The organism is Bradyrhizobium sp. ORS 111 (assembly GCF_045571485.1).
Lineage (GTDB): Bacteria > Pseudomonadota > Alphaproteobacteria > Rhizobiales > Xanthobacteraceae > Bradyrhizobium.
Genome location: NZ_CP120701.1, coordinates 183,976 through 201,446, shown reverse-complemented (window position 1 = coordinate 201,446; position 17,471 = coordinate 183,976). Strand labels below are relative to the sequence as shown.

General features: G+C 64.5%; 14 protein-coding genes. 6 read left to right on the top strand and 8 right to left on the bottom strand.

Translation table 11 applies throughout. The annotated features are described in order from the left end of the window. The first annotated feature begins 7 nt into the window (after positions 1–7). The 3 genes from hisF to coaA all read left to right on the top strand — a co-directional run bounded on the left by hisF (position 8) and on the right by coaA (position 2,173). Complete coding sequence (hisF, locus tag P6U30_RS00910) at positions 8–784, top strand: imidazole glycerol phosphate synthase subunit HisF (protein ID WP_407167707.1); 777 nt, start codon at positions 8–10, stop codon at positions 782–784. A 93-nt stretch (positions 785–877) separates the two neighbouring features. Further along, positions 878–1,201, top strand: a complete 324-nt coding sequence (locus P6U30_RS00905) for a phosphoribosyl-ATP diphosphatase (RefSeq protein ID WP_407149562.1) — start codon at positions 878–880, stop codon at positions 1,199–1,201. Between the two features lie 15 nt (positions 1,202–1,216). Further along, positions 1,217–2,173: a type I pantothenate kinase gene (coaA, locus tag P6U30_RS00900; protein ID WP_407149561.1), complete on the top strand. Its 957-nt coding sequence runs from the start codon at positions 1,217–1,219 to the stop codon at positions 2,171–2,173. Positions 2,174–2,232: 59 nt separating this feature from the next. Here the strand turns inward: coaA and P6U30_RS00895 are convergent, their stop codons facing one another. The 4 genes from P6U30_RS00895 to P6U30_RS00880 all read right to left on the bottom strand — a co-directional run bounded on the left by P6U30_RS00895 (position 2,233) and on the right by P6U30_RS00880 (position 8,337). Then, positions 2,233–3,447 (bottom strand): IS4 family transposase, encoded by a 1,215-nt coding sequence (locus tag P6U30_RS00895; protein ID WP_407167706.1) that lies wholly within the window; start codon positions 3,445–3,447, stop codon positions 2,233–2,235. 387 nt (positions 3,448–3,834) lie between these two features. Further along, positions 3,835–6,075 (bottom strand): response regulator, encoded by a 2,241-nt coding sequence (locus P6U30_RS00890; protein WP_407167705.1) that lies wholly within the window; start codon positions 6,073–6,075, stop codon positions 3,835–3,837. A 135-nt stretch (positions 6,076–6,210) separates the two neighbouring features. Further along, on the bottom strand, positions 6,211–6,678 hold the full coding sequence (locus P6U30_RS00885; protein ID WP_407167704.1) for a hypothetical protein: 468 nt from the start codon (positions 6,676–6,678) through the stop codon (positions 6,211–6,213). A 120-nt stretch (positions 6,679–6,798) separates the two neighbouring features. Continuing rightward, the gene (locus tag P6U30_RS00880; protein WP_407167703.1) at positions 6,799–8,337 is read right to left on the bottom strand and encodes a YifB family Mg chelatase-like AAA ATPase; all 1,539 of its coding nucleotides are present in this window, start codon (positions 8,335–8,337) and stop codon (positions 6,799–6,801) included. A 701-nt stretch (positions 8,338–9,038) separates the two neighbouring features. Between P6U30_RS00880 and P6U30_RS00875 the strand changes: the two genes are divergently transcribed. Beyond that, the gene (locus P6U30_RS00875; RefSeq protein WP_407167702.1) at positions 9,039–11,030 is read left to right on the top strand and encodes a TonB-dependent siderophore receptor; all 1,992 of its coding nucleotides are present in this window, start codon (positions 9,039–9,041) and stop codon (positions 11,028–11,030) included. A 5-nt stretch (positions 11,031–11,035) separates the two neighbouring features. Beyond that, the gene (gene fsrB / locus P6U30_RS00870) at positions 11,036–12,322 is read left to right on the top strand and encodes a siderophore utilization protein FsrB (RefSeq protein WP_407167701.1); all 1,287 of its coding nucleotides are present in this window, start codon (positions 11,036–11,038) and stop codon (positions 12,320–12,322) included. Between the two features lie 85 nt (positions 12,323–12,407). Here fsrB and P6U30_RS00865 read toward each other — a convergent pair whose 3' ends face one another. From P6U30_RS00865 to rsmI, 4 genes are all read right to left on the bottom strand, one after another. Then, on the bottom strand, positions 12,408–13,379 hold the full coding sequence (locus tag P6U30_RS00865; protein WP_407167700.1) for an MBL fold metallo-hydrolase: 972 nt from the start codon (positions 13,377–13,379) through the stop codon (positions 12,408–12,410). A 190-nt stretch (positions 13,380–13,569) separates the two neighbouring features. Then, the gene (gene gshB / locus P6U30_RS00860; protein WP_407167699.1) at positions 13,570–14,517 is read right to left on the bottom strand and encodes a glutathione synthase; all 948 of its coding nucleotides are present in this window, start codon (positions 14,515–14,517) and stop codon (positions 13,570–13,572) included. 30 nt (positions 14,518–14,547) lie between these two features. Continuing rightward, positions 14,548–14,931, bottom strand: a complete 384-nt coding sequence (locus P6U30_RS00855; RefSeq protein WP_407167698.1) for a YraN family protein — start codon at positions 14,929–14,931, stop codon at positions 14,548–14,550. Beyond that, positions 14,918–15,871 carry a 16S rRNA (cytidine(1402)-2'-O)-methyltransferase gene (gene rsmI / locus P6U30_RS00850; RefSeq protein ID WP_407167697.1) on the bottom strand — a complete coding sequence of 318 codons (954 nt, stop codon included), beginning with the start codon at positions 15,869–15,871 and terminating at the stop codon, positions 14,918–14,920. The genes P6U30_RS00855 and rsmI overlap by 14 nt, the downstream gene beginning before the upstream one ends. A 220-nt stretch (positions 15,872–16,091) precedes the next feature. Here rsmI and P6U30_RS00845 point away from each other — a divergent pair, with 220 nt between their 5' ends. Continuing rightward, positions 16,092–17,291, top strand: coding sequence for a penicillin-binding protein activator (locus P6U30_RS00845; RefSeq protein ID WP_407167696.1), 1,200 nt, complete (start codon positions 16,092–16,094; stop codon positions 17,289–17,291). The last annotated feature ends 180 nt before the right edge of the window (positions 17,292–17,471 follow it).

Below are 17,471 nucleotides of genomic sequence, written 5' to 3'. Positions count from 1 at the left end.
GAAGACCATGTTCAAGGTTCGCGTGATCCCCTGCCTCGACGTCAAGGACGGGCGCGTGGTGAAGGGCGTCAATTTCGTCGACCTGCGCGATGCCGGCGATCCGGTCGAGGCCGCGATCGCCTATGACGCCGCCGGCGCCGACGAGCTCACTTTCCTCGACATCACGGCGACCCACGAGAACCGTGGCATCATGCTGGACGTGGTGCGGCGGACGGCGGAAGCCTGCTTCATGCCGCTGACCGTCGGCGGCGGCGTGCGCACCGTCGACGACATCAAGACCCTGCTGCGATCCGGCGCTGATAAGGTCTCGATCAATTCGGCTGCCGTCAGCCGGCGCGAGTTCGTGAAGGAGGCGGCCGAAAAGTTCGGCGAGCAGTGCATTGTGGTCGCGATCGATGCCAAGCGGGTCAAGCGCGCCGGCGGATCGGACCGTTGGGAGATCTTCACCCACGGTGGACGCAATGCCACCGGCATCGACGCCATCGAATATGCCCAAGAGGTCGTCGCGCTCGGCGCCGGCGAAATCCTGCTGACGTCAATGGATCGGGACGGCACCCGGCAGGGCTTCGACCTGCCTTTGACCCGAGCGATCGCCGACAGTGTTCCCATACCGGTCATCGCGTCCGGCGGCGTCGGCAATCTCGACCATCTGGTCGATGGCGTCCGTGAGGGTCATGCCACTGGCGTGCTGGCTGCCTCGATCTTCCACTTCGGGGAATTTACCATCCGCCAAGCCAAGGATCACATGGTGCGCGCCGGGCTGCCGATGCGGCTCGATCCCTAGCGCTTGAGCTAGGACTCCTTGTCACAAAAATGCTAAGCCCAGTTGGGGCGTGCATCTCGGACGGTGCCGAGTGCTCACGGTTGAGTTGAGTCAATGTCGCGTTTCACGGTCCACGATCTGGCCGCCACCATTGATGCCCGTGCTGCAGCGGGCGGCGAGGCGTCCTATACCCGTAAGCTGCTCGACAAGGGCACGGCGCATTGCGCCAAGAAGCTGGGAGAGGAGGCGGTCGAGACGGTGATCGCCGCGATCGAAAACGATCGCGATCACCTCATCGCCGAGAGCGCCGATCTGGTGTTTCACCTGCTGGTTCTGTTGAAGTCCCGTGGCGTGAAGCTGGAGGATGTCGAGGCGGCGCTGGAGAAGCGCACGTCGATGTCCGGATTGGAAGAAAAGGCGTCGCGCAAGCGCGATTGATCGAGGAACGGTCTCATGGATATCCGGGCACCAGATCAGCAATACAATCCCTATCGTATCTTCACGCGAGAGCAGTGGGCGCGTCTGCGCGACGACACGCCGATGACGCTGGAGCCCGGCGAATTCGACCGCCTGCGGTCGATGCACGATCGCCTCGATTTGCAGGAGGTCGAGGACATCTACCTGCCGCTCTCGCGGCTGCTCTCCATCTACGTCGATTCCACGCAGCGCCTGTACTATGCGCAGCGCCAGTTCCTCGGCATCCGCGATCGCAAGATGCCCTACATCATCGGCGTCGCCGGTTCGGTGGCCGTCGGCAAATCCACCACCGCCCGCGTGCTGCAGGCGCTGCTGGCGCGCTGGTCGCCGCGGCCGAAGGTCGACCTGATCACGACCGACGGTTTTCTCTATCCGAATGCCGTGCTCGAGCGGCAGGGCATCATGCAGAAGAAGGGCTTTCCGGAAAGCTACGATCTGCCGACGCTGCTGTCCTTCCTCAGCGACATCAAGGCCGGACGGCGTCGCGTGCGCGCGCCGGTCTATTCGCATCTGACTTATGACATCGTGCCGAACAAGTGGGTCGAGATCGACCAGCCCGACATCCTGATCGTCGAGGGCGTCAACGTGCTGCAGACCGGAAGGCTGCCGCGCGACGGCAAGGCGGTGCCGTTCGTCTCCGATTTCTTCGATTTCTCTGTTTACATCGATGCCGACGAATCGGCATTGCGGCAGTGGTACATCACGCGCTTTCTCGCGCTGCGCGACACCGCGTTCACCGATCCCCGGTCTTACTTCCACCGTTATGCGCCGCTGTCGGACGAGGAAGCGACAGCAACCGCGATCGCGATCTGGGAGCGCACCAACCTCGCCAACCTCGAGGACAACATTCTTCCGACGCGGCCGCGCGCGACGCTGATCCTGAAGAAGGGCGCCGACCACGTGGTGCAATCGGTGGCGCTGCGGCGGCTGTAGCCGTTGCCGCGCAAGCGGACCAAATCATAGGTGTCGTCCCCGCGAACGCGCTATGGCATCTACACGTTTGCGGTGCCGTATACGAGGATTTGGAAGCGAGCCATCCCGATGTGGAAGGTGATTGGTCCAGGTGGGCGATGCGAGGCGTAGCCGGTCCATCCGCCGAGCTTTGCGATGATCCACGCCGCCCAGGCAGTGTTGGGGCGATGGTGGTTCTTCTGGAGCTCGGTGCGGCCTTTCAGGGTTTTATTGATGGCCTTGAGCGCGTCGATCTCGTCCGGCGTGAACACAAATTCGGCCGGCAATTCTTCACCGCCATTGCGGGCTTGGACAAGCTGGATGACGAGACATGCCACTCTGGTGGCGATCGCCACCAGTTTGATCAGGCCTTCAGCGCTGTCGAGCTGACTATCCTCGATGCGCAGACCCTGGCTCTTCAGCGAGCGGAAGAGCTGCTCGATGATCCAGCGCTGCTTGTACCAGGAGACGATCCGCCAGGCATCGGCGGCGGTGGCGACCGGATGGGTGGTCAGGAGCAACCAATGAATGGGCTGGGCGCCCTTCGGGGGGTGCAACTCGACGACTTCGACGAAGCTGACTTTGACGCCCTCCGCCAAGTCTTTCACGCCGGGGCGCTGCGGCCGTTTGAGCACAACGGTTCCAAAGCACATGGAGAGGTGGGCCTGGCGAGCGCTGCGATCCATCCGCTGCGGCAGATCGATCACCGCCTTGCCGCAGAAGCCGGCCCGCCCGACTGCCTGATAAAGCGTGCCGCCATCGACCAGCGCATGGTCGTGCATGGCGCGCGACAGAAGGTGGACATTGTCAGCGGGCGTCAGCGCCCAGTGGGCGAAGAAATCTCCCTCGCGGTCGTTGACGACGGTGATCATACCAGCTGCGGCCAGAACATCGCGGCCTTGCTCAGCGGTCGTCACCCAGCGCGCCGACTCCTTGTCGGCCAAGGCTCGCTTCTCGTGAGCGATCTTCGCCGTGCGCTTGCGCGTCCACACCTTGCCGCCAGTGAGCCCGAGACAGACCCCGCTGTCGGCATCGACTGCCATCATGGCATGCAGCAGCACGCCACGCGCGTTGCCTTTGCCGACCTTGCCCAAGCCGCGCCGATGTCCCGGACGGGTGTGGAACTTGATCTCGCTGGTATCTTGGATTGCCAGCACATGTCGCCCGCTGACCGCGGCTGACGTCTGCAGGCTCCAGCCTTCAACCAGCTTGTCGGTCGTGACCCGTGGATTGTTCACAAACCGCCAGAACGCCATGTTCGCAGCCCAGTCGCCCTGCGCCATCTGGCGCAAACAGACGTTGCGCGTGCAAAGCACAGCCCGGAGAAGCGCCGCCCCCTTTTATCAAGGCGAACGTCTCCAAACTTGCCAAGGGACAAATCCGGTTCCTGCTGCATCTCTGGCGCTCCTTCGAATCAAAACGCCAGACAGAGAATCATACAAGTCGCTGCGGCGACCGCACATCATGCCGTCCCGAGTCAATCTGTCGCGCCCCAAAGATGTGTAGATGCCCTAGCGCGAACGCGGGGACCCATAGCCACAGGTGTTCGTCGCCTGCTGGCTGTGGCCGCAATCGTTCGCATGGCAAGGTTCGGTGGTTATGGGTCCCTGCTTTCGCAGGGACGACGATCAATTTGTCGTCGTCTACGCCGCGAGATGCCGCGAGGCGGCCAGTCCCGCAAGTGCCTCTTGTAGCTTGTCGCGATCGAGCGGCTTGATCAGGAAGCCATCCATGCCGGCCTCGAAGCAGGCGTAACGGTCTTCCACCAGCGTGTTGGCGGTGAGCGCCAGAATCGGCGTCCGGCGTCCGGGCTCGCCGGCTTCGTGCGCGCGGATGCGCTTGGTGGTTTCGATGCCGTTGAGGCGCGGCATCTGGATATCCATCAGCACGAGATCATATGGCGTGCCGGCGGACTTGGCCGACAACCAGGATTCCATGGCCTGCTCGCCGTTGGTGGTGATGAGCGCGGTGTGGCCGAGACGGCTGAGCAGCGAGCGCATCAAGAGCGCGTTGATCTCATTGTCTTCGGCGACCAGGATCGAGAGTCCCTTGTCGGGCAGTTGGGCCGCCGCGGCTGCAGGCTCGGCCAGCGCTTCCATCGCAAGGCTCGGCGCCGCGACTTCCGGCGATGCGGTCAGGCGCGCGACGAGCGACGACGCACGCAGCGGCTTGACCAGGTAGCCGGTGAAGGCGGGCGTCGAGGATGCCAGCAGTTCCTGCCGCGTCGCAGGCGTGAACATCACGATCCGGTGGACCGCATGGCTGCGGGCAGCATTGGCAAGCGCCTCCATCGCGGGGGTACCGAGCGCGTGGTCGATCAGGATCGCGTGCCAGCTTCGCTCCGGCAACAACGCCTCGGCCACCTCGGCATCGGTTACGATCGAGGTCTGTGCACCCCAGCGCTCCAGCCGCCGCGAGATCAGCGCGACCTCGATGCTCTGCGGCGCGATCAGCATGATCGACTGGTTCGAGAGATCCGGCGCAGTGAACGTGTTGGCCTCGCCGGTCTCGGCCGCGGCAAGCGGGATCGACACCTCGAATGTCGAGCCGGAACCGGGCGTGCTCGCGAGTCCGATCCGCCCGCCCATCCGCTTGACGATGCGGTCGCTGATGGAGAGGCCGAGGCCGGTGCCGCCATAGCTGCGCGCAATGCGTTCGTCGGCTTGCTCGAACTCGCGGAAAATCCGCTGCTGGGCTTCCGGCGCGATGCCGATTCCGGTGTCGCGCACCAGGAAGCTGATCTCGCTCGGCGAGATGCCGGGCTCGACGATCAGGGCAACTCCACCTGTTGCAGTGAACTTGATGGCGTTGCCGGCGAGGTTGAGCAGCACCTGCCGCAGCCGCGCGGCGTCGCCGATCACCTGCAGCGGCAGACGTTCGTCGACATAGGCCGCGATCTCGATGCCCTTGGCTTGCGCGCGTGGCGCCAGCAACTCGGTGATGTCCTCGATCAGGCCGGATAGCGCGAAGGGGCGGTGCTCGAGATCGATCTTGCCGGCCTCGACCTTGGAATAATCGAGCAACTCCTCGATCAGCGCGAGCAGCGCGTCGCCCGACGTCTTGACCGCCTTGACATAGGTCGTCTGCTCCGGCGTCAGCGATGTATCCATCAACAGTCCGCTCATGCCGATGATCCCATTCAGCGGCGTGCGGATCTCGTGGCTGGCCATCGCCAGGAAACGTGACTTGGCCCGGTTGGCGGCATCGGCTTGATCGCGTGCTTCGCCGAGCGCGCGCTCGGTCTCGGTGCGATCGGTGACGTCGCGGCCGACGCTCTGCACCTCCGCCGGCATTCCGGCGTTGTTGCGAACGAAACCTTCGCGCCAGGCGATCCAGCGCGCACCGAGCGGTCCCTCGATCCTCTGATCGTAGACGCGCGTGCCGTTGGGTTCGAGCGCGACCTCGCCTTGTTCGAGCACCTTCAGCGAGACCGCGCTGCCGATCAAGCTGTCGCGCGGAACCTGCGCCAACTCGCAATAGGCGTCATTGGCGTAGGTAATGCGGCCCTCGTGGTCGCGCAGCACGATCAGGTCGCCCTGGGCTTCGAACAGATTGCTGACGCGCTGCTCCGCCTCCTGCAGTTCCCAATTGCGATCGGCCATTGCCTCGTTGTGCGAGGCGATCGTGCGCAGCTTCTTGCGCATGAGGCGCAGCCGGATGCCCTGCGTGACGATCCAGAGGCAGGCGAGCGCGAACAGGAAGCTGACGCCGATGGCGAACAGGTGCGGATCGTAGCTCTTATCCGAAAGAATGCCGGTGATGAATCCAAAGGCGCCGCCGAACGCCGCGGAGAAAATCATAAACGAGCGGACGATCAACGTGATCCAGGAATGGCGTCGCAGGAAACGACGCAGGCGCAACTTGATCCTGAGGAAACGCCCCATCAACGGTGGCCCTGAGATAGCTTGATCCGTCGGGCACGATGCGTCCGGCGACGTTGCAAAGTGCTTGAGGCCGCCGAGGGTTTCTTGCCGCCCCGAGAACAGGGTTAGCGAAGGGTTAATTCGGGGCGCGCCAGATCAGAGCGACGCCGCCTCGAGGCTGCGGTGGCTGCCGCGCGCGCTGACGATCAACGCTGCGGCGTCGCGCGCCGAGAAGGTCTTCGACTGCACGAAGACGCGATAGTCGGACGGGCCGTCATGCGCAAGATAGATGACTGGATCGCTTGGCGACGGATCGCTGGAAATCGCGATCAACTGCGGCATGGCGCTGCTCGCGCAGGCGCCGGCTTCGCTGTCGTCGACGTCGTCGATCACGGTGAAATCGGCATTCTCGGCACTGTCGGCGATCCGGACCCTGACGGTGGCAAGGCGGGGATCGTCGGTGAAGCTGACGTGAAGCTGGGCCAGCCAGGGGATCGAAGCGATCTGCAGCGCGGCGCTGCCGACTTCGATGCAGGGCCGAGAGCCAGGCAAGATCTCGGCGCGGGCAAACACTGCGGCCGCGGCCAGGGGGACCACCGAGGCCAGAACCTTGAAACGCAACATGACGCTACTCGCTCGACCGGAGCTCCCGCAGGTTGCGGGGACTTATGGTTTGCGGAGCGTAAATAAAACTCGTTACCACCGCGTTGACGCGGAGCGGTGTCCGGCGCGAAACGGGACAGCTCAGGCGGCGCGGCGCAGATCGTCGGCGAGCGCCCGGTAGGACAGTGCTTCGGCGAGATGCAGGCGGCCGATCGTCTCGGCGCCGTCGAGGTCGGCCAGCGTGCGCGCCACCCGCAACACGCGGTGATAGCCTCGCGCCGTGAGGTGCATGTTGTCGGCCGCCTCCCGCAACAGCTTCTGCCCGTGTGCGTCAGGCTGCGCGATGATATCGAGCAGCGAGCTCGGCGCCTCCGCATTGGTGCGCACGTGCGGCATGCCGGCCGCGGCGTAGCGTGCGCGCTGGATGTCGCGTGCGGCCGCGACGCGTGCGGCAACCTCGGCCGATCCTTCGGATGGCGGCGGCAGGATCAGATCCGCTGCGGTCACGGCCGGCACCTCGATCCGCAGATCGATGCGATCCATCAGCGGACCGGAGATCCGCATCTGGTAGTCCGCGGTGCAGCGGTCGAGTCGGCCGCGCTTGCAGGAATAGCCTGGCTCATAGGCATGGCCGCAACGGCACGGGTTCATTGCCGCCACCAGCATGAACCGCGCTGGATAGGTGACGCGATGATTGGCTCTGCTCACCGCGACCTCGCCGTTTTCCAGCGGCTGGCGCAGCGAATCCAGCACCCGCGGATCAAACTCCGGCAGCTCGTCGAGGAACAGCACGCCCTGATGCGCGAGCGAGATCTCGCCGGGCTTTGCGCGCATGCCGCCGCCGGTCAGCGCAGCCATGCTCGCAGAATGATGCGGACTGCGGAACGGACGCCGCGCCGTCAACGCACCGTCGCGGATCTCGCCCGCGACCGAGGCGATCATCGAGACTTCAAGCAGCTCCGACGGTGACAGCGGCGGCAGAATCGAGGGCAGCCGTGCCGCCAGCATCGACTTGCCGGCGCCCGGCGAGCCCATCATCAACAGGTGATGCCCGCCGGCGGCCGCAATCTCGAGCGCGCGTTTGGCGCTCTCCTGGCCCTTGATATCCCGCAGGTCGAGCAGCGCTTCCTCGCGCTCGTGCACTTTCGGCTGGGGGCGCGACAGAAGCTGCGTGCCCTTGAAATGATTGGCGATCTGGATCAGCGAGTTCGCCGCGATGATCTGGATGTCCGGGCTCGCCCATGCGGCCTCCGAGCCGCACGCCGCCGGGCAGATCAGCCCCTCATCGCGCGAATTGGCGCCGATGGCGGCGGGCAGCACACCCGCGACCGGCGCGATCGATCCATCGAGCCCGAGTTCGCCAAGCACGGTAAAGCCGTTGAGGGCGTCCGGCGGGATCGCCCCGATCGCGGCCATCAGCCCGAGCGCGATCGGCAGATCGTAGTGGCTGCCTTCCTTGGGCAGGTCGGCCGGCGCGAGGTTGACGGTGATGCGGCGCGCCGGCAGCGCCAGGCCCGAGGCGATCAGCGCCGAGCGCACCCTCTCGCGGGCCTCCGAGACCGCCTTGTCGGGCAGACCGACGATCGCAAACGCCGGCAGGCCGGGTGCGACCTGCACCTGCACGTCGACCGCGCGGGCCTCGATCCCCTCAAAAGCGACGGTAGAAACGCGTTGGACCATACTGCCCCTATCTTCCGCAATCGAAGGTAGCGGAACCCGGCGCCAAGTGCAAGAACATTACGGGAACGACTGGAGTGTTTGCTGCCCGGTGTCCCATGCATCGCCGTCACACCAACTCTGGATCGGAGCCATGGTGTCGGCATCGTCATGCAAACGACGCGTGACCCTGACCATCGATCGCATCGACGAAGGTCCGCAGGAGCCGCTCCACAACGTCCGCCGCGTCGCGGGCACATTGTCGCAGCGCGTCGCCGATTTCCCTTCTGTTTCAGCAATCACCACGTTTGGCGCCGCGCAGTCTCGACCTATTCCAACGACCGACATCTGTACTCTCGCGCTCCCCGCTGTAGAGCCGGATCACAAATCCACATCCGGACTGACATCAGGGGCGCCTTCGCGTGATCGACAGACTCGTTTCGCATTCCATTCGTCAACATCCAGTCTTGCGAACGATCGGTCTATGCACCGCCGCCGCGTTTGTAACCGGCGCGGCGATCGAAGAAGCCGATGCGCAATCGGCATTGCCGCCGGTGACAGTGGATGCGCCTCAGACGCGCACGAACACGACCGCTGCAAAGCCCAGCCGTCGCGCGGCGGCCGCGCGCGCGAGCCGTCCCAATCGCGCACCGCAGCCACTGCGCGAGACGAACTCGCCTGCGTCCGTTGCCGGGTCTGGCGCGGGAGAGCGCGCCGGCGGTCCGGTGGTCGGTTTCGTTGCCACGCGTTCGGCGACTGCGACCAAGACCGACACGCCGCTGCTCGAAACGCCGCAATCGATCTCGGTCGTCACGACAGATCAGATCAGGAACCAGGGCGCGGAGTCGGTGGGCGCCGCATTGCGCTACACCGCCGGAGTCAGCGGAGACGTCAACGGCGGCTCGGACACCCGCTTCGGCGGCTTGCAGATTCGCGGCTTCGACTTGACGATGCCCGGCCTTTATCTCGACGGCTTGCGGCTGCCCAGCAGCAACTACGTGCACTTCCTCGGGCTCGATCCTTACGGCGCCGAGCGCCTCGAAGTGTTGAAGGGACCATCCTCCGCGATGTTCGGCGGCAGCGGCACCGGCGGCATCCTCAACTATGTGAGCAAGCTTCCGACCGCACGCGAGTTCGGTGAGGTGTCGCTGTCCGGCGGCAGCTTCAATCGCTACCAGGGCGAATTCGACGTCGGCGGCCCCGCCAACAAGGAAGGTACGGTGTTGTGGCGCCTGACCGGCGTCGCGCGCGACGGCGAGACTCAGGTCGACTACACCAAGGACAGCCGCGTCTTCGTCGCGCCGGCCGTCACGGTCAAGCCGAACGACGACACCACCATCACCTTCCTGGCGAACTACCAGAAGGAGCGGACAGGCTGGGGCCTGCAGTTCTTGCCGCCGTCCGGCACCGTATGGGCTAATAACGGCCGCTTCATTCCGAATACGCGTTTCGTGGGCGAGCCCGGCTTCAACCAGTTCGATACCGAGCAATCTTCCGCCGGCTACATGCTGTCGCACGACATCAACGACGCGCTGACCTTCCGCCAGAACCTGCGCTATTCGTGGATGCACAACGAGCAGAAGAGCTTCTACGGCACCGGCTATGCCTCGGCCGCCGACGAAGCCGCCGGCCTGCTGTCGCGCGGCGGCGCCGGTGGCGCATCGACGATCAATTCCTTCGCGGTCGACAACCAGCTTCAAGGCAAGTTCGTCACCGGCATCCTGAGTCACACGACGCTGTTCGGCATCGACTATCGCAACACGTCGTTCCGCGACATGGCCTCCAGCTTCAGCACCGGCAAGATCAACGTCTTCGCGCCCGTCTACACCAATAGCTGGACCAACAACGGTCCATACGACGACACCGGCATCAAGCAGTCGCAGGCGGGTCTGTATCTGCAGGACCAGATCAAGCTCGGACGGCTGTCGTTCTTGCTCGGCGGGCGGCAGGATTTCGTCACCACCGGCCTCGACAACAACCTGGCGCGGACGTCGACCTCGACGGACGCCTCGGCGTTCACCGGCCGAGCCGCCGTCATGTACAATTTCGACAACGGGATCGCGCCCTATTTCAGCTATTCGGAATCGTTCCTGCCGGTGCTGAGCATCAACGCCGCCGGCGAGCTGCTGAAGCCGGAAACCGGAGTGCAGTACGAAGTCGGCGTCAAGTATCAGCCGGTCGGCGTCAACGCGCTGATCACGCTGGCGGCCTTCGATCTGACCCGCTCCAACGTCGTCACCTACGCGCCGCCATCCTACTTCGCCGAGCAGACCGGCGAAGTGAGATCGCGCGGCATTGAGCTCGAAGGCACCGCGACGCTCGTCGAGGGCGTCAATATCCGCGGCGGCTACGCTTACATTGACGCGGTCGTCACCAGGGATCCAGTCAACGTCGGCAAGGCACCGCCCACCGTGCCGCTTAACCGTTTTTCGCTGTGGGCAGATTACACGGTTCAGGGTGGACCGCTCGCCGGCGTGCAGTTCGGCGCTGGTGTCCGCTATGTCGGATCGACGTTCGGCAACGACGCGAACACCTTCAAGGTGCCGGCCTCCACGGTCGCCGATGTGCTGGTTGCCTACACCAGGGACAATTACCGCCTCTCGCTTAACGTCACCAACCTTGCCGATACGCGCTACGTCGCCGCCTGTTACGGCGACACAAGCTGCTTCTACGCCGAGGGCCGCAAGGCGATCGCGAAGCTGACCTATCGATGGTGATCGCCATGAGACCGATGCTCGGACGGCTGCATCGCTGGGCGGGGCTCCTCACGGCGGTCTTCCTGTTTTTTTCGGGCGTCACGGGTGCGATCATCTCGTGGGATCACGAGATCGATGACGTCCTCAACAGGAAGCTGTTCGAGGTGACGAGTTCTGGACCGGCCATCCCGTCGGTCGAGCTGGTCAAGCTGATCGAGCAGCGCGATCCGCGTGCCCGCGTCGTCCATATGTTCATGACGGCCGAGAAGGGCGAATCGCTATGGTTCTTCGTGCTGCCGCGGATCGATCCGGCGACCGGCAAGCGCTACACCCTCGACTACAACCAGGTGTTCCTCGATCCGAACACCGGCGCCGAACTGGGGCGACGCTACTGGGGCGCGGTCTGGCCGGTCAGCCGCGAGAACTTCGTCTCGTTTCTCTACAAGCTGCATTATACGATGCACATCCCCGAATTTTGGGGCAGCGATCGCTGGGGCATGCGCTTCCTCGGCATCATCGCGGTGATCTGGACCATCGATTGCTTCGTTGGCTTCTACCTGACGCTGCCGTCGCGCCATCGCGCAAGGCCGCAACAAGCGGCGGCGGCAGCGGGCCGGGGCAAGAGCTTCTGGGCTCGCTGGGCGCCGGCCTGGAAGATCAAGACCTCCGGCAGCGCGTATCGAATCAATTTCGACATCCATCGCGCTTTCAGCCTATGGACCTGGGCGCTGCTGTTCGTGATCGCGTTCACGGCATTCTCGCTGAATCTCTATTTCGAGGTGTTCTCGCCGCTGATGAAAACCGTATCGAGCTATACGCCGACCCCCTATGAGCAGCGGCCATACCGCCATCTCGACGATCCGATCGAGCCGAAGGTGACCTATGCTGAGATCGCCGCGCGCGCCGCCGTCGACGGCAAGGCGCGGGGCTGGACGACGCCGATCGGTTCGATCAATTACGGCCCGGCGCACGGGGTCTATGCCGTCGCGTTCTTCGAGCCCGGTGACGAGCACGGCGCCGCGGGCGTCGGCCCGGCCCAGCTCTATTACGACAGCGAGGACGGCCGTCCGCTCGGCGAGCGACTGCCATGGGTCGGCACCGCAGCCGATGTCTTCGTGCAGATGCAGTTTCCGTTGCATTCCGGCCGGATCGCTGGCTTGCCCGGGCGGATCCTGATTTCGCTGATGGGGCTCGTCGTCGCGGCGCTGTCGGTGACCGGTGTCGTGATCTGGTGGCGCAAACGCCGAGCGCGCGTCGCCTCGCGACGAGAGGTCGCGCCGCCCGCCGGAGAACGTTTCGCGCCGGCCGAATAGACCGGACGCCTCAATCTGGAGCACCTCGTTCGACGGGACCATTCGGGGACGGTGATCGCCCCCGAATGTATCCTCAAGAGGTTCGTTACAGTGTCATCTGCATCGGCTCCGGATAGTACCGGAAGCCGTCGCCGGCCTTGGCCACGTGGCCGTAGCCCGGCCAGGCGAAATGATAGGACATCACCGGCGTCTTGTTGGCCGCCAGCATCTCCAACAGCCTCACCCGCGATTGCGCCGCCTGTTTCGGGTCGGTGTCGTAGGAGAACTCCATCCGCGGCTTCTCGAGCAACAGCACCGCATGATGCGAGAGGTCGCCGAGGAAGGCGAAGGATTTGCCGCCCGAGCTCACCATGAAGATGGTGTGGCCCACGGTGTGGCCGGGCGCTGCGATCGCCTGCACGCCGGGCAGGAATTCCTGGCCGTCCTTGAAGAACACCAGGCGGTCCCTCACCGGCAGCAGGTTCTTGCGGGCGTGGACGATGAAGTCCTTCAGCGCACCGCCCATCTTGCCTTCGTCGGTCCAGAAATCGAGATCGCTTTGCGCGATATAGTACTGCGCGTTGGGGAACAGCGGCTTGTTGTTGGCATCGACGATGCCGCCGATATGGTCGATATGCGCGTGCGAGAGCACGACAGCATCGATGTCCTCCGGCTTGATGCCGGCTTCCTGCATGCTCTTCTGCTGCCGGCCGGTGGTTGGGCCGAACAGTTGCGACGTGCCCATGCCGGTATCGAACAGGATCAGTTTGTCGCCGGTGTTGACGATCGGCGAGTTCTGCTCGAGCACGACGTTGTCGGGCGACAGGAAGTTGTCGGAGAGCATCTGCTTCACTTGCTCCTTCGGCACGCCGGTGAAGGTGCCGGAAGGATCGCCAAGCGGCAGCGGACCGTCCGATACGACGGTGATCTCGGCATCGCCGAGCTCGAAGCGGTGCCAATAGGGCGTCTGGGTGCCGAGCTTCGGCGCGCGCGCGACCGCGGTGCCGCCGAGCATGGTGCTGGCGCCGAGACCGGCACCGAGCGCGAGCAAGGATCGTCGTGAGACATTGAGTGTCATACGTCTTCCTCCACAATCTTTATGAGATTATTTCGCGTTGTCGCCCGCGACGGCCCGCCGCTTGACCTGACGCAGGCAACAGGATGCTGCGCTCGCCCGCGCAAGCTGGCAAGAAGAATAAGGCGATGGAAGACGCGTCAGAGATCTATCTGGAGCGCAACCGGAATGTGCCGCATCGAATAAGGAAAGCTTATTTGGCGGCGCGCTTGGCCTCGATGACATCCCAGATCTTTGCCGCGATGTCGGGGCCGTTGAGCCGCTGAACCGCGCGGATACCGGTCGGAGAGGTGACGTTGATCTCGGTGAGATTGCCGTCGATCACATCGATCCCGACAAACATCAGCCCGTGCTTGCGGAGCGCGGGTCCGAGCGTGGTGCAGATCTCGCGCTCGCGGTCCGAGAGCTCGGTCGCCGCGGCCGCGCCGCCGCGCACCATGTTCGAGCGCAAATCGTCGGTCGCCGGCACGCGGTTGACGGCGCCGGCGAATTCGCCATCGACCAGGATGATGCGCTTGTCGCCATGCTTCACCTCGGGAAGGAAGCGCTGGATTACCCACGGCTCCTTGAAGGTGACCGAGAACATGTCGAACAACGAGCCGAAATTCATATCCTGCGGCATGACACGGAACACCGCGGCACCGCCATGGCCGTGCAGCGGCTTCATGACGACGGCACCGTGCTGATCGCGGAACGCATTGATCTCGTCGAGGTCGCGCGAGATCAGGGTCGGCGGCATGAGCTGCGGGAAATTCATCACGAACAGCTTCTCCGGTGCGTTGCGCACGGCCGCCGGGTCGTTGACGACCAGGGTCTTCGGATGGATGCGCTCGAGCAGATGGGTCGAGGTGATGTAAGCGAGGTCGAAGGGTGGATCCTGCCGTAGCAGCACCACGTCGAAAGCGTTGAGCGGCTCCCGCTTCGGCTCGCCGAGCGTGAAGTGATTGCCGACCTCGTCGCGTACAGTGAGAAGCTGCACCGGCGCCACCAGCTCGTCGCCGCGCAGCGACAGCTTGTCCGGCGTGTAATAAGAGATGCCGTGGCCGCGCTTCTGCGCTTCGAGCAGCAGCGCAAAGGTCGAATCGCCGCGGACGTTGATGCGCGCGATAGGATCCATCTGGACGGCGACGTTCAATTTCATAGGGCTGATCCCGCGAGTCTGGAGGTCACATTAAGGGCTTGCGTCGAATGCCGCTAACAGATGGCGCGGCAGGCTCTTCGGCGCAATCAGCACGGCATCGAATCTGAGATCAAATTCGGCATGTTCGGGATGCGCCATCAGCCAGGCCTGGGCAGCATTGATGATGCGCTGCTGCTGGCGCGGCGTCACCGCATAGGCGGCCTCGTCGAGGCTGGGACGGGCCTTGACCTCAACAAAGGCCAACAGGCTGCGCCGGCGTGCCACCAGATCGATTTCGCCGTAGGGGGTCCGGAAGCGCTTGGCGAGGATGCGATAACCCTTGGCCATCAGATAGGCGGCGGCGCGGCTTTCGGCGGAGATGCCGGTGCGGAATGCCACGACGCGTTCGGGGGAAGCGCCTTCAGTCTTCGCCATCGCCGTCCCTGCTGTCCTTCGCGAGCTCGAGCGCGCGGGCATAGACCTCGCGGCGCGGCCGGCCCGAAAGTTCGACGGCATGAGCAACCGCATCCTTGACGCTGCCGCGCGCGAGCTGGGCGCGCAACAGCTCATCCAGCGCGTCCTGATCCATCACCCCGGCATCGTCAGGCAGCGGTCCGACCACCAGCACGAACTCGCCGCGCGTTTCCAGCGTATCCGCGGCCGCCGCGAGCTCGGCGAGCGGCGCGCGCGTGACCTGCTCGTGCAGCTTGGTCAGCTCGCGGCAGATCGCAGCATCGCGCCCGGGCATGACCGCGGCGAGATCGCGCAAGCTCTCCTGCACGCGATTGCCGGATTCGAACATCACCAGGGTCGAATCGATCCTAGCGAGCTCGCCGAGCCGCGCTCGGCGAGCATGCTCTTTGGCCGGAAGGAATCCTTCAAAGAAAAACCGGTCGGTCGGCAGCGCCGCGACCGACAATGCCGTCAGCACCGACGACGGTCCGGGGACTGCGATCACCCGATGCCCGGCGGCGCAGACCTCGCGCACCAGCTTGAAGCCAGGATCTGATATCAAGGGGGTGCCGGCATCCGAAACCAGTGCGATCGAGGCACCTTGCGCCAATTGCGCCAGCATCCTCGGTCGTGCCTGCGCAGCGTTGTGCTCGTGATAGGGTTGCAGTTCGGCGCCGATCGCGTAACGCTCGGTCAGGCGGCGCGTGATCCTGGTGTCCTCGCAGGCGATCAGGTCGACACCGGCCAGCGTTTCCAGCGCGCGCAGGGTGATATCGGCGAGATTGCCGATCGGGGTCGCCACCAGATGCAGCCCTGGCGCCGCCTTGGGGGCCGCCAGTATCTGGCCACCGACGGAAAAGGTCCTGGTCGAAGAACCAGCGGTGGCCTCGGGGCCGTACAAGGAACTGGCTTTTGTGCGCATAATGACAATCTAGAGGGACGGCCGTGCTTGCGCTACACCAGTAGCGGCGTGGCTGAGCGCAGCCGAACCGAGAAACCGGAGCCTGCCGGCAAGCATCCGGCACGGCCATAATCCTTTTGTTTTGGTTAACTATTCGCCGACAATATGCCTGAATCCACCGGCCTGATCAGGGCTGGATGGAGATCCTGGCCGATCACGGTCGGTCAAGAGAAGAGAGACGATGGTACGCCCGCATCACCGCAAGTCACCGCCGTCGGGCGCGACCCGGCGGACCGCGCTTGGCCTTATCGTGGGTGCGCCCCTGCTGGCGGCCTGCTCGGGCATCCAGCAAACGCTCAATCAATTCTCCACCCCGGAGGCCGGGCCTTCAGGACCGCCGCAACAGCCGCAAGCGATCGGAACGGGGCAGGTCAAGGTCGGGCTGGTCCTGCCGCTGTCGGCGACGGGGAATGCGGGCGTCGCCGCGCAGTCGATGCGGAATGCCGCCGAGATGGCGCTGGCGGAGTTTCAGAATCCGAACATTCAGCTCCTGATCAAGGACGATGGCGGCAGCGCACAGGGCGCGGCGCAGGGAACCCAGCAGGCGCTGTCCGAGGGAGCCGAGATCATTCTCGGGCCGCTGTTCGCGGGCTCAGTGCCGGCCGCGGCGCAACTGACGCGGCAACGCGGAATCTCCGTGATCGCGTTCTCGACCGACTCGAGCGTCGCCGGCCGCGGCGTCTATCTCCTGAGCTTCCTGCCGGAGTCCGATATCAATCGCATCGTCGACTATGCGTCCGGTATCGGAAAGCGCTCCTTTGCAGCGATGGTCCCTGATAACGCCTACGGTAATGTGGTCGAGGCCGCCTTCAAGCAGGCGGTCAGTCGCAAGAACGGCCGCCTCGTCGTGTTCGAGAAATACGGCGCCGATCGCGCGACGCCGGCGCGGAATGTGGCGCAGACACTTGGTCAGGCCGATGCACTCCTGCTTGCCGACGACGGCGATTCGGTCGTCGCCACCGCCGATGCGCTGACCGCGGCCGGCGCCAATCTGCACAACATCCAGCTCCTTGGTACGGGGCTATGGGACAATCCGCGTGTGTTCGCGAGCCCTGTCTTGCAAGGCGGCCTCTATGCGGCGCCCGATCCGGCCGGCTTCCGCGGCTTCGCGGGTCGCTACCGCACTAAGTTCGGCGGCGAGCCGGTGCGCACCGCGACGCTCGCCTACGATGCCGTCGCGCTGGTCGCGGCGCTGGCACGTACGCAGGGTGCGCAGCGCTTTGCACCGGAAACGCTGACCAACCCTTCCGGCTTTGCCGGCATTGACGGCCTGTTCCGTTTCCGCTCCGACGGAACCAACGAACGCGGCCTTGCCGTCATGAAGGTGGCATCGGGTGGCAGCACAGCCGTCGCCGGCTCACCAAAGAGCTTCGGCGCCTAGAGCAATTTCGGTTCTGATTGAATCAGAACCGAAGCTCTAGATTCTTGTTTTGACGCGTTTTCTTCACGCGAACCGGTATCCACTTCGCTCGAAAACGCTCTAATTCTCGTCAGGCACGGGCCATCCCTGATTTGCCCGACGGGTCAAGCGCCGGCACCCGCCAGCTCCTTTGCATGGGGT

Excerpts from the sequence above, each read along its gene's own strand:
- hisF (WP_407167707.1), top strand. The coding sequence starts at position 8 with ATGTTCAAGGTTCGCGTGATCCCCTGCCTCGACGTCAAGGACGGGCGC.
- P6U30_RS00905 (WP_407149562.1), top strand. The coding sequence starts at position 878 with ATGTCGCGTTTCACGGTCCACGATCTGGCCGCCACCATTGATGCCCGT.
- coaA (WP_407149561.1), top strand. The coding sequence starts at position 1,217 with ATGGATATCCGGGCACCAGATCAGCAATACAATCCCTATCGTATCTTC.
- P6U30_RS00895 (WP_407167706.1), bottom strand. The coding sequence starts at position 3,447 with ATGGCGTTCTGGCGGTTTGTGAACAATCCACGGGTCACGACCGACAAG.
- P6U30_RS00890 (WP_407167705.1), bottom strand. The coding sequence starts at position 6,075 with ATGGGGCGTTTCCTCAGGATCAAGTTGCGCCTGCGTCGTTTCCTGCGA.
- P6U30_RS00885 (WP_407167704.1), bottom strand. The coding sequence starts at position 6,678 with ATGTTGCGTTTCAAGGTTCTGGCCTCGGTGGTCCCCCTGGCCGCGGCC.
- P6U30_RS00880 (WP_407167703.1), bottom strand. The coding sequence starts at position 8,337 with ATGGTCCAACGCGTTTCTACCGTCGCTTTTGAGGGGATCGAGGCCCGC.
- fsrB (WP_407167701.1), top strand. The coding sequence starts at position 11,036 with ATGAGACCGATGCTCGGACGGCTGCATCGCTGGGCGGGGCTCCTCACG.
- P6U30_RS00865 (WP_407167700.1), bottom strand. The coding sequence starts at position 13,379 with ATGACACTCAATGTCTCACGACGATCCTTGCTCGCGCTCGGTGCCGGT.
- gshB (WP_407167699.1), bottom strand. The coding sequence starts at position 14,517 with ATGAAATTGAACGTCGCCGTCCAGATGGATCCTATCGCGCGCATCAAC.
- P6U30_RS00855 (WP_407167698.1), bottom strand. The coding sequence starts at position 14,931 with ATGGCGAAGACTGAAGGCGCTTCCCCCGAACGCGTCGTGGCATTCCGC.
- rsmI (WP_407167697.1), bottom strand. The coding sequence starts at position 15,871 with ATGCGCACAAAAGCCAGTTCCTTGTACGGCCCCGAGGCCACCGCTGGT.
- P6U30_RS00845 (WP_407167696.1), top strand. The coding sequence starts at position 16,092 with ATGGTACGCCCGCATCACCGCAAGTCACCGCCGTCGGGCGCGACCCGG.